The following is a 14,951-nucleotide window of genomic DNA, read 5'->3' on the forward strand; positions in this document are numbered from 1 at the left end:
TTTAGTCGTTGACCTCGGGATGGGTGATGCGCCTCACATCCGCAAGGCCACGTGTGGCATCGCGATTACCGGTGGCAGCCGCAGCCTCGAAAACTCGCGTGGCGTCACCATACATCTTCAGATTCATGTAGCTGTAGCCACGCAGCACCATGAGATCGATGCGCTCCTGCTGCAGCTGGGCGCGCTGGTCGAGAAAAATGAGCGCTTCGCGATAGCGTCCGCCTTCGAAGGCGGCAAGCGCGCGATCGGCAAGGATCGCCACCTGCAGTTCGGAGGCGCGGTCGCGGTTCTGCGGCGCCTTGGTGGCCGCGACTGCGGCACTGTTGGAAAGGCCGGCGCGCAGATAAGCAAGGCTCTGGCCGTAGGCGGCATCCTCACGCTCCTTGCGCACAGGACTTGCAAGCGCCGCCTCGAAAGCCTTTACCGCTTCCATAGGCCTGTTGATATCCATCAGGCACCAACCGCGAGTCAGCGCATCGCTGGGGTTGAGGCGGGTGGGATCAATGGTCGTGGAGCATCCGCGAAGCTGGCGCGGACCACGCTCGACTGCAACCGTCTGCATGACCCGCGCGAGCCTTGCCGGCGCAACGGGCTGGGACTGCGCTTGCGACTGCTGGGATTGGAATTGAGCTGGGGGCTGAGGCTCCGGCTGGAAGGCCGCACTGCGTTCGGTCGGCGCAGACTGGACTTGCGGTGCCGCGGGCTGAACTACCGGCTGCGGCTCCGTCGCAGAGCCGGGGGCCGGCAATGGAGCATTGGTTCGGGAGCCGGCAGACGTGTCGTTCAACGTGGCAATGCGGGGCGAACGACCGGCCCAGAGACGCTGGATCTCGGCAACGCCGGCACGGTCGTTCAACTGCTGCCGGGTAACGGCAAGGCCATAGGCTGAGGGTTCGTCATCCGGCTTCCAGCGCAGTCCCGTCTCGAACCAGCGGGCGGCCGTCTGGAACTGGTTCAACGAACGGGCATACCAGCCGAACTGCTGGGCCGTTGGAACGTATTTCTGCTCGATGATCGTAGCGGCGATGCGACCGAGCACGTCCTCGCTCAGATCGGCCGGCGGCTGCAAGGCCATCAGATTGGCGGTCGCGGCAAGATAGGTGGCGGTCGCATCCTTGGAATCGCCACGCCATTTATACATGACGTCCTCCGCTTCCTGCGGCGACTTGCGGGCAATCAGCGCCAGCGCCAGGCCCTGCGAGGCAAGAGCGGAATCCTGCTTCTCATGTGCGATGCGGAACCACTTTTCGGCATCCGCCTCGTTGTTGCGGCGAAGCTGATACCAGCCGAGCAGCAGCGCGTCCGAGGGTAGCCCCTGCTCTTTGGCAAGCCTCTCGACGCGCGAGATATAATCGGGAGCGACTTCGAGCTTGGCATCGTCGTTGCCATCGGCAACAAAGCGGCGGGCAAGATCATCGCGCAGGCTGTCGAATTCTCTGACACCATTGGCATCTGCAGGTTTTTCGAGAGAAAGCAGCGCCTGCATCGAACCATATGGCAGAAGAGCGGCAGCCTTCTGGATCGTCGCCACGCGTTCGGCCGGCTCGGTGCAGTTCTTCAGGATGTAGGTATAGGCATCCTGTCCGCGCTGCTGCCTGTTCGTCTCAACGAATGCTTCGGCGACGCGCCAGAGCACATCTATCTCGGCGCAGGTCAGCAGGCTCGGCGTTTCGGCTGCGATATCGATGACCGTCGCATATTGCTTGAGATCGGAAGCATTGATGAGCCGGGTTCGGGATTCGGCGACATCCAGGCGGTCGAGCAGGTCGGCCGGCGGCTGCCAGCTTTCGGCGGCCTGACGATCTGCGATCGCCTTGCGCAGCTCGGCATAACGGCCCTCCGAATAAAGCTGCCACATGTTTTCGAGTTGCCTGTCGCCGTTCTGTGGAATGGCGAGCGGATCGGCGGGCGGCACCCAATTCGGATAGAGCGCCTGAAGGCGGGAGATTTCCGCCTGCAGGCGAAGCTTGTCGCCGCGGCTTGCGAAATAACGAAGGGCGCTTACGTCGACGACCGGCTGCTGGCCTGCTGCCGTGCCTGCTGGTGGCGGATTGGCCGGCGTGGTGGCGGCACCGGCAGGAGCCGCTGATGGTGTGGTCTGCGGGGCGACCGGAATCGGAGCCGGCTGCTGGGCCTGATTTGTCTGGATCAGATCCATCTGGGCCGGGCTCTGAGGCTGATCGGCGGAATTATCCTGTGTCGCGGCCTGGATTCGTTCCGCCACGGTCTGCACGTCGATCGGCTGATTGGAGGGAGTATCCGGCCCCTTGATGCGCCCCATCATCATGAGTTCAGGGGTCCTGCCACCGAAGCCGAAGCGCTCCTGCAACGCTTCACGGTCCTTCAGCCCGGCGATGAGAGTCGCCACCAGGACTGCTGCCGTTATCGCCACAAGAGAAGATTTCACAGACACTCTGGATGCTTCTCCCCGACATAGGCCAGCCCCAGAATCTGAAGCGTTGATGGGTAATAATAGGCGGGCGCAAATTGCAGCGCTTCGGCAGGAATTTTTGTTCCGTCTAATACACAGGCCACAACGTGGTTAACAATTTCATAACCAGGATCGGAAAGCTCCGTCTTCGGCTGCCCGGTAGTCAGATCGATGGTGGCGGGCATGCCGTTTGCGGTCATGCCTTCTTTGAGACGCGTCAGCAAAGCCCTGTCGGTCACGCCGCCTCGCGCCAGATAGAGCGGGATGCGGATCGCATTGTAGCCGAACTCGACGTCGAAACCTTCGGCCGGCTGCGGCTGGCGCTTCAGGCTCACCCATTCCGCGGGCAGCTTGCGCGGGCCGAACTTCATGGCCTTGAGCAGTGAGAGACCATCATCGGCGAGTTTCTGCCACTGATCGGACGGTGCAAGTGCTGCCATGACGGGAAGCGCTTCATAGACCCAGTAAGATGGGTTGATGACAGGGCCATCGTCACGATCCGCGGCGGAGAAGCCTTGCGCACCTGGCATCAGCAGGGTGCGGCCGGCAAAATCGGCTACGGTTTCCGACAGCGTCGACTGCGCTATGCGGGTGGCCGCGGTGATATAGTCGGTTCGGTTCCAGGCAGAACCCGCCAGCGCAAGGGCATAGGCGATCAATATGTCGCCATCGGAGGCATTGTTAGTGTCGGTCACATGCGGGGTGGCGGACGGATCCCATTTCCAGACAGCAAGGCCGTCATTACGCAGCAGCAGTTCGGTGCGGGTGAAATACCAGATCTGCTCGAAATCGGCCGGGCTTGCAGCGAGATAGGCGAGCAGCAGGCCATAGCCCTGCCCTTCGCTGTGGCTGATATTGCCGTTGCCGTTATCGACGATGCGGCCGCTCGGATCGAGGAACTTCGCCTTATAGGCTGCCCATGCCTCGCTGCTGATCCGCGGCTGCTGGGCAGAGGCCGGCCCACCGGCGAGCGCCAGCATCATCGTGCCTGCGAACAATGTGGCGATCCAACCTCTCATTTCGACCTGCCGAGCCTTGAGAGCATTCTGGAAGTGGCCAGACCGATCAGCAGCGACAGCATGACCAGAAGGAAGGAGTAGGAGAGAATATTCGTCGACAGCCAATTGGCAGCAATCAGGCGATAGTTGGCGATCGACAAGCCGCCAGTGGGCACGAAATCGAAGCGCGTGACCGGCACGCTCTCGATCTTGCCGGTGCGGCTGGAATAGGTGGTGATATGGCCCGATATTTGCGGCCAGTTCATCTGCGCAGTGAGCGCATTCAACCCCTCGCGCAGGTCTTTGGCTGAGGGCGACGTCACGACGGTCCAGGCACCGCCGCCATCCGGGCTCTTGCCCTGAGCGATCATCAAGGTCGTCGCATTCGACGGCGTGAATACCTGTTCGGCATTTGGGACGAATTGCAGTGAGCTGGCAGTGATGTCGAAGTTGCGGCGCAGCCATTCGCGGAACGCCTCTATGCGGCCCTGAAGTGCGCCGCCGGTGATGCGTGAGCGCCATTGCTCCAGCGTCTCGCGATTATCGATTTCCGTCGGCTGTGAATCCGTCACCGGACGCCAGGAAGCCTGGCTGGCGGTTGCGACATTGACCTGGGTGAGCGCCGTTGCCGGCATCTGCGAAATCGAGCCGATGAAAATGGCGTTGCGGTCACCGATCACGCCCGGCGAGGCGACGGGTTCGATTGCGATCGGGTGGCCGGCCATGATGGCGAGCTGACCAAGCAGGGTCGCTGTGGCGGAAAGTGTATCAGCATCGGTGCGGTCGATGAACAGCGGCGTCGGATCGGGATTGCGCCCATAAGGGTAGGATGTGCCGGCCATGGCCGCGAGGTTCGGACGCTGCCCGACGCGGGCGAAATCCGGCATGTGAAATTCGGACGTGTCAAAAAGTGCAAAGCGCGGCGCCTGCGAGGCCGTCGCGCCGGGGACGCAGGCCGCATCGTCCTCAGTCATCAGAACTGCCTCGATGGCGATCGAGTTCAGGCCAGGCTTGAAGTGCCGCATCGTCACGCGGATCGGAAGCTGGCGGAAAATACCGCCGTTGGTCGTGGCGATCGGCACGGTGGAGGCGATGTTGCCGTTCACATAGACGTCAATATGGCTGCCGGGGAGCACTTTGCTGGAATAGGCGGCATCGAGCAGGATTTTCGCCTCGCCATAGGCATTGGCATAGAAATCGGCCGGCACGGCGACATTGAAGCCGGTGCGGAAGCGGCGGCCGGAGAAGTCGACGGTGCGTATGCCGAGCTGCGAAAGCGGGATGCGCGTATCGGCAAAGAGAAGCGGCGCGTCGGGTGCCGTCCAGCGCTGAGTGGTCAGCACGTCGCGGCGTATTTCGGGGGCCCGGTCGGTCGGAGACACGATGGTATCGATCGCTGTCGAAACCGCCTGCCAGGATGGACCGCTGATCAGCAGGACGGGCGAACCACTGCGCGGGTCAGTGACAAAGGCGGCAAGTGGAGCGCTTTCAGCGCCCTGGGGAAGGCTGGGGAAGATCGGCCGCAGCTCGGCCGCGGTACCGACGAGCACGCCCATCTTGCCGGGACCAGCTGCCGGCAGCGCGCCGGTACTGAAGGCAAAGACCTGGTTCGGCATGCCGCTCAGGAGCGACAGGCCCTGCGCCAGACGCAGGAGTGGCTTGGTGGTACCGGGCTGTTCCATCGCCGGAACGACCAGATCGAATTCCGTCTTGCCGGTGCCATCGACGCCGATGGCGCGGATCGCTTCCGTGCCGGAAAGCTGGCCGGCATCGCGGCTGGCAAAACTCAGATAGGTGCCGGCCGGATCGATGTTCGACCAGAGCTCATAGGTGGAGTCGATGCTGCAATCCGTGCGGTGACGCTGATTGGCTTCGAAGGTGATGAGGTTGGCGCCGGGTTGCAGCAGGCCCTGAGGAACCTCGAAGCTGACCGCCGATGGGCTGTCGGGTGAACCGACCTGCTGCTGGCCGATGGCACGGTTATTGATGAACACGGTCAGCTGCGACACTTCGGGAGCGACGACGATGGCGTTCTGATAGGTGAAAGTGAATCGCGCTTTCGCCGCCGCCTGCTCCGTCGTCAGATAGATCGACCATGACCTGCGGTCGTATTCACCGGCAAGGCCGAGTTCGGAGAAGGGCACGATATAGCGCCTGAAATCACCGGTCTGCGGAGCGGCCGCGACAGGACGGACGACAGGTGGCGCTGCCGGTTGCGGCTGGGCCTGTGCCGGGGCGGAAGGCGTGGCCGGCACCGGTGCAGGTGCGGCGGGAACGGCGCTGACCGGCGGCGCTGTCGGCGCGGGTGCCTGCGTCTGCGCCGGTGCGGGAGGCGGCACCGGCTGTGGGGCAACCGTCTGCGGCACGACAGGAACAGGAGCCGGCGCGGGCTGTGCAGGCTGGGCGGGCAGTCTCAGGCGCGGAGCAACCGGCGGCGCACCCGCCGGACGCTCGCCAGACATGTCGAAAGGGCTGATCTGCGCATAAGCGAGAACCGACGTGCCGACCAGAAAAAGGGAAGCGGCGAAGAGCTTTCTCATCCGGCGTTCACCTTTGCCGCCTGCTGCTGTCGATGCGCTTCACGCTCCGGCCGCATGCTACGGAAGAAATACACCAGGCCACGGCTCGTCTGGTAGAGCGAGAGGCCGAGGAACCAGACGGTGCCCCTGATGAGGCCGGGATTACGGCGGCGAGAAGCCTGGAACTGCGTCCACTGATCGGAATTGGCGAAGATCAGGTCGGCGATCAGGCGGTGATCCAGCGCGCTCTTCGGCTGATACTGGCAGCCGACATTGGTAATATCGCCCGACGGTTCGATGTTGCGGACGATGAGCGGCAAGGTTTCGAGATCGGCGCCGCTATAGGGACGGAAGCGGATTTCGCCGAGCGCGCCGACCTGCACTGCATCGAAATGCTTGCTGAAGATGTGCAGACGCGCGCCGTGGACGGAGACATCCTCGATAGAGGCCGTGTACCATTGGTCGCCGACGCCGAATTCGCAGCGACGGTTGACGCGCACGCGGCGGGAGGATGCTCTCTCCCCGCGCTCGGAGACGACGCCGAGCGCGCAGCCGGCAAGGATGAGGTTGATGATGTTCCAGCCGCCGACGACCAGGGTGACATCCGCCTTATAGGGTTCGGCATAGATCTTGTAGATGGTGATCGCGACGGCGATGATCTGCACCGCAAAGATCACGAAGAAGGGCCTGCTGATTTCCGACAGGCGGCTGACGGCAATGGATTCGTCCTTCGCGGTGACCTTGAAGGTCGGCTTGCGCGGATTGAGCATGACCGAGACGACAGCCGGCAACAGGTGCACCGTCTGCACATATTCATAGAGTTCGGAAATCCACGGCCAGCGGAACGATCCGTAGAGATAGTTCTGCATCATCAGGTTCACGATCATGTAGGCGAGCGTATAGGCCAGGAACTCGCCGCCGGAAGCCGTGAAGATTTCCAGATCGAAGAAGAGATAGAAGAGTGGCGCGAACAGGAAGATCGTGCGCGGGAACGGAAACAGCCAGAACAGCGACGAGGACATGTAGCAGAAGCGCTGCGGCAGGGTGAGGCCGCGCTTAAGCAGCGGAAAGCGGAAGCGCAGGATCTGCATCATGCCCTGCGCCCAGCGGCTGCGCTGGCCGATGAAGCTTGCGAAGGTTGCCGGCTGCAGCCCGGCGATCAGCGGCTTGTCGAGATAGATGCTGTTCCAGCCGGCGCCGTGAAGAGCAAGCGCGGTCTCGCAATCCTCGGTAATGCTGACACCACTGAAGCCGTTGGTGGATTGCAGCGCGCGGCGGCTCAGCACCGCTGCCGAACCGCAGAAGAAGGCGGCGTTCCATTTGTCGAGGCCGCGCTGGATGATGCCGTAGAACATTTCGTTCTCGCTCGGCATCTTTTCGAAGGTGCGCAGGTTGCGCTCCAGCGGGTCCGGGTTGATGAAGAAATGCGGCGTCTGGACGAGGAAGAGCTTCGGGTCATCGTCGAAATAGCCGACCGTCTCCAGAAGGAAGTCGCGCGCCGGCGCATGGTCGGCGTCGAAAACGGCAATCAGCTCGCCGCTCGAATGCTGCATGCCGTTGTTGAGGTTGCCGGCCTTGGCGTGTTCGTTGCGGTCGCGCGTAAGGTAATTGACATCGAGATCGATGCAGAGCTGCTTGAGCTCGGCGTGGCGGGCCGCGGCGGCCTGCGCTTCGATCAGCTTGCCGGAATTGCGTTTCTGCAACGTGCCGCCATCGTCCAGCAGCCAGACGTGCAGCTTGTCGGCCGGATAATCCATCGCCTTGGCGGCGGCAAGCGTATTGGCAAGCAGGCCGGCATCTTCGTTGTAGGATGGTACGAAGACATCGACATGAGGGAAGCGCTCGAGCTTGCCGGCACGTGAGGGACGCGGCGGCAGCGGGGTCGCGACAATGAAGAGCGACAGCGCCAGCATCATCACGCTATACATTTCAGCAAGATAGAGCAGCAGGCCGGGAATGAAGTTTGCGAGCTGGTTGACCGGCGGCAGCGTATTGGTCGTCCGCCAATAGACATAGCGCAGGACGATGGCCGTACCGAAGGCGAGCGCCACGAGACGCCATGTGCCCTCACCCTTCAGCACCTTGATCAGCGCCATGACCGTGACGACGGTGATGCTGGCGATGAGTTGGGTCTGCAGATTGACGGGCAGCGTGATCAGGGCGATCACACAAAGCGACACCAAGGCCCATATGACAACACTGCCAGCCTTACGCATGAACGTTCCTTCGAAATGGCTCAACCGCTGCGCGTCGGCGCATTGGGCATGTTTGCTATTTCTGGCAGGCGGCCGTCATGGCCGCATCGCCTATGCAATCAGGCGAAGGCACGGTCACACCGATCGGCCTTGCCGTTTGTTGGATCGTCGCCGGCGCCACTGCCGGCGGCTCTATCGCATTCGTCTGCGTGTCGTCGTTCGGCAGCGGCACACGGGGGCCGACAGGCGGCTGCAGGACCGGCGCGGCGGGTGCCGGCTGCGCCTGCACGCGGCGTACGGCTATGGCCCGTGACTGGCGGACCGCGGCCGGAGCGGGCTCGTAACCGATCGGCATCGTGGTCGGACGATAGCCGCCTTCATCGGGATAGATCGGCGCGCCGGTCTGGCCGAGCGTCGGATTGGCCGACGGCGGAGCGCCATAGGGATTCCAGATATCGCCATCGAAAGTGCCGGTGACGGTATAGCCGTAGACGATGCCAAGAAGCTGGCGCTCGGTAGCACGGGCATCGCAAAGGCGCAGGCGGATCTGGATCATACCGAAGTTGCGCGCCTGCGTCTGTGCGGATCTGCTGGAGCGGATCTGCTGCCAGGCATAAATGCAGGTATCGCCAGCACGGCTGCTGCCCGAGGCATAACCGAAGGGACCGTAGCTGTTCTGCAGGAAGGTCGCTGATGTCGCCATTGGAACGCCGGGAACCGAGCGCGCCATCTCGCGGGCGATATCCCCTTCCCGGATCATCCTGTAGGAGGCGCTGCCGGCCCCTGGATTGGTGCCTGACGCGCCAAGGAATTGAGCTTTCAGGAAATTCTGGCCCTGAACAGATGAGGACGTGAAGAGCGATATCGTCTGCTCCACACCGTTTCCGCGCTTCTGTTCTACGACGCTGACGATCGACGGCCCCCCGGGGGGCGGCAGCACAAGCGCCTTTTCCGGCTCTACTGTCTCAGGCCCGGCAGGCTGACGCACTCCACCTGTCGACGTGCAGCCGGCTATCATGGCCGCAACAGCCACCACCGATATCGTCTTAGGAAGATGCATGTCCTGGCCGTTGCTATCGTATTTTTAATCTTTGCCTGAAGGGACAAAGCGCGACGAATTTCCGAATCAACAACCCCTATGTCGTTCATTAGGAATAAACGATGCTTATGGTTAACAAATGGTCAACATCTCGACCACAGTTTTACCGGGTAAAGTTAGCAGACGATCCACCTTTGCGGGCGCAGCCACACGAGAGGAAATGAACGGTATCCGGCAAAGGACGGTCCGGAGGCTCTCAATCTTGTCGGCACGGCAATGAGGTTCTTCCCGGGCCTCACGCCTGTTCCGCAGGAGGCTTGCTGTTCAGTACCTCGCGGACCTTGTGGGCCAACTGTTCCAGGCTGAAGGGCTTGGCGAGCAGCGAGACGCCGTGGTCCAGCACACCATTGTGAACAATGGCATTGCGGGTGTAACCGGTCGTGTAGAGTATCCGGATTTCCGGCCACTTCTCCATGACGGCATCAGCAAGCTGGCGACCATTCATCTGCGGCATGACGATATCTGTGAAGATGAGATCGACGCGTTCGTTCTGTAGAACCTCCAGCGCCTCGGGACCGCCTGCGGCCTGCAGCACGCTGTAGCCGAGTTCCCGCAGGCTTTCGGCTGTCATTTCCCGCACACTCTGGTCATCCTCCACCACGAGAACGGTATCCTCGATGCTCCCCTGCGGGATCGGCGTCATCGACGGCGCCGAAAAGCGTGCGTCGCCCGAACCGACATGGCGCGGGAGATAGATCTTTATCGTCGTGCCGCGATCGATCTCGGAATAGATCTTGATGTGTCCCCTGCTCTGCTTGACGTAGCCATAGACCTGGCTGAGGCCGAGGCCCGTGCCCTTGCCGGGACCCTTCGTGGTGTAGAAAGGATCGAAGGCGCGTTCCAGAACCTCGGGCGACATGCCGATGCCTGTATCGGTGATGCTGATCATCACATATTGGCCGGCCTCCACCTCCTGGTGCATGCGCGCATAACGGTCGTCCAGTTCCGTATTGGCCGTCTCGATGGTCAGATGTCCGCCATCAGGCATGGCGTCGCGCGCATTGACCGAGAGGTTGAGGATGGCATTTTCAAGCTGGCTCAAATCAGCGAAGGTCGGCCAGAGGCCACCGGCCAGAACCGCTTCGATCCTGATCTGCTCGCCCAGCATCCCGCGCAGCAGTTCCGACATGCCGCCGACCAGCTTGTTTGCATCTATGATTTCCGGCGCCAACGGCTGCTGGCGTGAAAAGGCGAGCAAGCGCGCGGTCAGCACCGCTGCGCGCTGCGCGCCGTCCCTGGCGCTCTGGATCGAGTTCAGGAGGCGTGGATCCTCCTTACCGTTCAACCGCCTCTGGGCAAGATCGAGGCTACCGACGATGATCGCCAGCATGTTGTTGAAGTCGTGAGCGACGCCGCCGGTCAGCTGGCCGATGGTTTCCATCTTCTGCAACTGGCGTACCTGCGCCTGGGCGGCGGCATGTTCCGCCATCTCTCGTTTCAGTTCGCCGGTGCGTTGCGTAACCGTCTCTTCCAGTTTCCTGTTAAAATCGTTGAGTTCTCTACGCAGGCGCGCCTGCCGGCCGTGCGAGACGACGATCGCCTGCATCAGTCCGACGATGATGAATGCATTGACGACGAAGGTCGACAGGCCGATCCATTGGCCGAAGGTAACGGGCCAGAAGATATCGTGCGGCTCGACGAAGAACTGCTGGACGACGAAACCTGACAGAATGGCGGCGACCGCCCCTGGCCCGGCACCGCCGATGAAGCTTGCGATCAAGACGGCGGGCAAGAAGCTCAGAAAGGGAAAGCCGGAGAGATAATCGCCGGCAGCAACGCGCAGCAGGAAGGTGAATGCAACAGCGGCGACAGCGAGCGGATAGGTCAAACCCGGCCTATGACGCAGCCAGTCCGTGGCGCTCAACAAATCCATTTCCCAGCCTCTTCCCTTCCGTTGCGAAAACGGCCCTCCAGCTTTTGCATATCGAATCCGACCGGGCAATATGCCGTTTCTCGCACTACGGCGATCCAGCCTTGACGAGCAGCCGGCTCGGGACAGATAAGCCGTGATACCCAGCAAAGGGCTCGGCACGGTCTACGCAAGGGTAAAGGTGGACGAAACCATGAAAGACATATTCATCGTCGAGGACGATGCGCTGATAGCCATGTTGCTTGAGGAGATGCTCGAGGATCTCGGCTACCGCGTCAGTGCGAACGTTCCGGATCTGGAGCAGGCGCTCGATGCAGCCCAGAACAAAGAATTCGACGCGGCTATCCTCGACGTATCATTGGCCGGAAAGAGTTCGCTGCCGGTCGCAAAGCTGCTCGAGGCGCTCGGCAAGCCCTATGTCTTTGCGACGGGATATGGCAGCGCGCCCGAAGGCAGCAATTCAAGCCAGCCTGTCCTGCGAAAACCGTTCCAGCTCTCCGATCTCGAAAAAGCGCTCAAAGGCATGCAGGCCTGAAGCGAATCGCGATCTTCGAGATTCGCCTGCCGCGCTTTAGGTTCTTGTCTCACGCAAGTCGTCACTGCCAAATCACTGCGCACTTTTGCGCGATGTGCTTTAGCGCACCTGATCAAGCAGGCGCTTGCATTCCAGGAGATCGTAAAGCGCTTCCTGGAGAAGCGCTCGATCCTCCTTGCCGACACTCGACTTGCCGACCGAAATTTCCGGCTGATCATCCTCGCCGCTGACGAAATTGAAGAAGCGGCGCGTGATCGGCGGCTTGGCGCGGCCGACGATCTGGTCCTCTTCCGCCATGGCGACGCGCGGTTCGCCTGCGACAGTATCGTTCAAGTTGCCCGAGAGCGCTTCGACGCTTGCAAGATCGCCGTGACCGACCGCGACGACAAACTTGTTGCCGTTTGTCTTCAGGAGCTTCTGCACGCCCTTGATCGTATAACCGTGATCGTAGAGCAGATGGCGGATGCCTTTCAAAAGATCGACATCCTCCGGCCGGTAATAACGGCGGCCACCGCCACGCTTCATCGGCTTTATCTGCGGAAAGCGGGTTTCCCAAAAGCGCAGCACATGCTGCGGCAGGTCGAGATCATCAGCAACTTCGCTGATGGTGCGAAAGGCATCCGGGCTCTTGTCCAACGTCATACTGCTACGCGACCTCGCGGATCGATCCAAACGGCGACTCATCATATTTCAACGGTTTGGAGCCGCGAATTCAAGTCACGTCTTCGCGTTGCGCACAGCCAGAGGAGCTACGCGGCAAAAAACTTTTCCGTTCAGCGGAGAAAAAATGATCAGGCAGCCGGATTTTGCGGCTTCGTTTTGCCCTTCCGGGCAACATGAGACTTGAGAATGCGCGTCTTCAGCACATTCGAGGCCTTGAAGGTCATGACGCGGCGGGGCGAAATCGGAACTTCCTCGCCGGTCTTCGGATTGCGCCCGATACGCTCGTTCTTGTCGCGCACCTGGAAGGTTGCAAAGGAGGAAAGTTTGACGGTTTCGCCGCGCACGATGGCGTTGCAGATTTCGTCGATAACCGTTTCAACCAGCTCAGCAGATTCTGTCCGGGAGAGACCGACCTTCCGAAAAACGGATTCCGCCAGGTCTGCTCGCGTCACTGTCTTTCCGGTCATGGTTTCCCCGCCCAATAGAAAATATTTTGTGAAAGTGGACGAAGATTATTTGTCTTGTGCCTCACGGTCAAGCTCTTGTTCGCCGCCAGTTTTTTAGGATTTGCGCCTACCAGCGCAGCAAAACCGCACCCCAGGTGAAGCCGCCGCCCATGGCTTCCAGCATCACGAGGTCGCCCTTCTTGATGCGCCCGTCGCCGGCAGCCGTCGCAAGTGCCAGCGGAATGGAGGCAGCAGACGTATTGCCGTGCAGATCGACGGTAATGACGACCTTTTCCGGGGCAATGTTCAGCTTCTTGGCCGAACCGTCGATAATGCGGCGATTGGCCTGGTGGGGGACCAGCCAGTCGAGATCATCTGAAGTCGTTCCGGTCGAATCGAAAGCGGCCTGGATGACGTCGGTAATCATGCCTACGGCATATTTGAAGACCTCGCGGCCTTCCATGCGCAGCTTGCCGACCGTACCCGTCGAGGACGGACCGCCGTCGACATAGAGTTTTTCCTTGTGCGAGCCGTCCGAGCGCAGATGTGCGGTCAGCACGCCGCGGTCTGCCGTCGTCCCCTCGCCTTCGGCCGCTTCCAGCACAATCGCGCCGGCGCCGTCGCCGAAAAGCACGCAAGTGGTGCGGTCATTCCAGTCGAGGATGCGGGAGAAGGTCTCAGCGCCGATGACGAGCACGCGCTTGGCAAGACCGCCACGGATATAGGCGTCAGCCGTCGTTACCGCATAGACGAAACCCGTGCAGACGGCCTGAACGTCGAAGGCGAAGCCATGCGCCATGCCGAGACGATTCTGGATGTTGACGGACGTCGCCGGGAAGGTGTTGTCGGGCGTCGAGGTGGCACAGATGATCATATCGATATCGTCAGGCGTCAGCCCGCCATTTGCGAGCGCGGCACGCGCTGCAGCCTCGCCGAGCGACGACGTCGTTTCGTCATCGCCGGCAATGTAACGCTGCCGGATGCCGGTACGCTGGACGATCCATTCGTCCGACGTGTCGACGACACCTTCCATTTCGCGGTTGGTCATCACGCGTTTCGGAAGTGCTGCTCCGAAGCCACGAACCACTGATCGGATCATATTGCTTGAACCCCGTCGCTCACGCGGCTTCCGGCCCCATTGGGGGCAGCCGCTTGGCATGATATTTTTTGAGATCGTTTTCTATTTTCTGGGTCAGGCCATTCTTGGCCATGTCATAACCGACTTCGATGGCCGCGGCTATGCCTTCGGCATTCGCCCCACCATGGCTCTTGATGACGATGCCGTTCAAGCCAAGAAATACGCCGCCGTTGACCTTGCTCGGATCGAGCTTCTCGCGCAGCATGTCGAAGGCGCTCTTGGCGAAGAGATAGCCGATGCGGGCAAGCAGCGTGCGCGACATGGCGGCGCGCAGATAGGCGCCAATCTGCCGGGCCGTGCCTTCGGCCGCCTTTAGCGCGATATTGCCGGAAAAGCCTTCCACCACCACGACGTCGACCGTACCCTTGCCGAGATCGTCGCCCTCGACGAAGCCAAAATATTCGAGCGAATCAAGATTGGCCTCGCGCAGCAGGCGCCCGGCTTCCTTGACCTCTTCCTGGCCCTTGATCTCCTCGACGCCAACATTCAGCAGGCCAACGGTCGGGCGCTCCACCTCGAACAGGGCTCGCGCCATCGCGCCACCCATGAGAGCGAAATCCATGAGCTGCTGCGAATCGGCGCCGATCGTGGCGCCGACATCGAGCACGATGCTTTCGCCCTTCATCGTCGGCCAGATGGCGGCGATCGCCGGACGTTCGATATTGGCCATCGTGCGCAGACAAAACTTGGCCATTGCCATGAGCGCGCCGGTGTTGCCGGCGGAAACGGCGACATCGGCCTCGCCCGACTTCACCGCTTCGATGGTGCGCCACATGGTGGAGATATAGCGGCCGCGGCGCAGCGCCTGGCTCGGCTTCTCTTCCATGCTGACGGCAAGTTCGCAATCGTGAAAGGTCGACTTTTCCCTGAGCTTGGGAAACTTCGCCAGAACCGGGTCGCACTGTTCCTTGATGCCGTAAAAGACGAAGGAAATATCCGGGTGCCTGTCCAGCGCCTTGGCAGCACCGGGGATGACAACCTGGGGACCAAAGTCGCCACCCATGAGGTCGAGAGATATTCTGATCACGCGTCCCTGATCCTTCTCTTTCGCCTCAAG

Annotated in this window: 11 protein-coding genes; 1 reads left to right on the top strand and 10 read right to left on the bottom strand. The window is 61.3% G+C overall.

Annotated elements, in window-relative coordinates; genetic code table 11:
• Position 1: 1 nt before the first annotated feature.
• The 6 genes from AC1DM5_RS18405 to AC1DM5_RS18430 form a co-directional block, all read right to left on the bottom strand.
• Complete coding sequence (locus AC1DM5_RS18405; protein WP_477820128.1) at positions 2 to 2,407, bottom strand: cellulose synthase; 2,406 nt, start codon at positions 2,405 to 2,407, stop codon at positions 2 to 4.
• Positions 2,404 to 3,450: a family 8 glycosyl hydrolase gene (locus AC1DM5_RS18410; protein WP_477975395.1), complete on the bottom strand. Its 1,047-nt coding sequence runs from the start codon at positions 3,448 to 3,450 to the stop codon at positions 2,404 to 2,406. The genes AC1DM5_RS18405 and AC1DM5_RS18410 overlap by 4 nt, the downstream gene beginning before the upstream one ends.
• Positions 3,447 to 5,969, bottom strand: coding sequence for a cellulose biosynthesis cyclic di-GMP-binding regulatory protein BcsB (locus AC1DM5_RS18415; RefSeq protein WP_477975397.1), 2,523 nt, complete (start codon positions 5,967 to 5,969; stop codon positions 3,447 to 3,449). The genes AC1DM5_RS18410 and AC1DM5_RS18415 overlap by 4 nt, the downstream gene beginning before the upstream one ends.
• On the bottom strand, positions 5,966 to 8,164 hold the full coding sequence (bcsA, locus tag AC1DM5_RS18420; protein WP_439014570.1) for a UDP-forming cellulose synthase catalytic subunit: 2,199 nt from the start codon (positions 8,162 to 8,164) through the stop codon (positions 5,966 to 5,968). Before bcsA ends, AC1DM5_RS18415 begins: the two co-directional genes overlap by 4 nt.
• 55 nt (positions 8,165 to 8,219) lie before the next feature.
• Complete coding sequence (gene bcsN / locus AC1DM5_RS18425; RefSeq protein WP_477820131.1) at positions 8,220 to 9,203, bottom strand: cellulose biosynthesis protein BcsN; 984 nt, start codon at positions 9,201 to 9,203, stop codon at positions 8,220 to 8,222.
• Positions 9,204 to 9,477: 274 nt separating this feature from the next.
• Complete coding sequence (locus tag AC1DM5_RS18430; protein ID WP_477820132.1) at positions 9,478 to 11,115, bottom strand: response regulator; 1,638 nt, start codon at positions 11,113 to 11,115, stop codon at positions 9,478 to 9,480.
• Between the two features lie 190 nt (positions 11,116 to 11,305).
• Here AC1DM5_RS18430 and AC1DM5_RS18435 point away from each other — a divergent pair, with 190 nt between their 5' ends.
• Positions 11,306 to 11,647 (top strand): response regulator, encoded by a 342-nt coding sequence (locus AC1DM5_RS18435; RefSeq protein WP_007819959.1) that lies wholly within the window; start codon positions 11,306 to 11,308, stop codon positions 11,645 to 11,647.
• A gap of 99 nt (positions 11,648 to 11,746) precedes the next feature.
• Here the strand turns inward: AC1DM5_RS18435 and AC1DM5_RS18440 are convergent, their stop codons facing one another.
• From AC1DM5_RS18440 to plsX, 4 genes are all read right to left on the bottom strand, one after another.
• A complete protein-coding gene (locus AC1DM5_RS18440; RefSeq protein WP_113324265.1) occupies positions 11,747 to 12,289 on the bottom strand; it encodes a MerR family transcriptional regulator in 543 nt (180 codons plus the stop codon).
• Between the two features lie 149 nt (positions 12,290 to 12,438).
• A complete protein-coding gene (locus AC1DM5_RS18445) occupies positions 12,439 to 12,777 on the bottom strand; it encodes an integration host factor subunit alpha (protein WP_007819963.1) in 339 nt (112 codons plus the stop codon).
• Positions 12,778 to 12,883: 106 nt separating this feature from the next.
• Entirely contained in the window at positions 12,884 to 13,855 is a 972-nt protein-coding gene (locus AC1DM5_RS18450) for a beta-ketoacyl-ACP synthase III (protein WP_477820133.1), read from the bottom strand.
• 19 nt (positions 13,856 to 13,874) lie between these two features.
• Entirely contained in the window at positions 13,875 to 14,921 is a 1,047-nt protein-coding gene (plsX, locus tag AC1DM5_RS18455) for a phosphate acyltransferase PlsX (RefSeq protein WP_477820134.1), read from the bottom strand.
• Between the last annotated feature and the right edge of the window lie 30 nt (positions 14,922 to 14,951).

The sequence above is a fragment of the Rhizobium sp. 01T437 genome (assembly GCF_056398505.1).

Bases quoted from the DNA above. Each gene is read 5' to 3' on its own strand.
- AC1DM5_RS18410 (WP_477975395.1), bottom strand. From the start codon at position 3,450: ATGAGAGGTTGGATCGCCACATTGTTCGCAGGCACGATGATGCTGGCG.
- AC1DM5_RS18415 (WP_477975397.1), bottom strand. From the start codon at position 5,969: ATGAGAAAGCTCTTCGCCGCTTCCCTTTTTCTGGTCGGCACGTCGGTT.
- bcsA (WP_439014570.1), bottom strand. From the start codon at position 8,164: ATGCGTAAGGCTGGCAGTGTTGTCATATGGGCCTTGGTGTCGCTTTGT.
- bcsN (WP_477820131.1), bottom strand. From the start codon at position 9,203: ATGCATCTTCCTAAGACGATATCGGTGGTGGCTGTTGCGGCCATGATA.
- AC1DM5_RS18430 (WP_477820132.1), bottom strand. From the start codon at position 11,115: ATGGATTTGTTGAGCGCCACGGACTGGCTGCGTCATAGGCCGGGTTTG.
- AC1DM5_RS18435 (WP_007819959.1), top strand. From the start codon at position 11,306: ATGAAAGACATATTCATCGTCGAGGACGATGCGCTGATAGCCATGTTG.
- AC1DM5_RS18440 (WP_113324265.1), bottom strand. From the start codon at position 12,289: ATGACGTTGGACAAGAGCCCGGATGCCTTTCGCACCATCAGCGAAGTT.
- AC1DM5_RS18445 (WP_007819963.1), bottom strand. From the start codon at position 12,777: ATGACCGGAAAGACAGTGACGCGAGCAGACCTGGCGGAATCCGTTTTT.
- AC1DM5_RS18450 (WP_477820133.1), bottom strand. From the start codon at position 13,855: ATGATCCGATCAGTGGTTCGTGGCTTCGGAGCAGCACTTCCGAAACGC.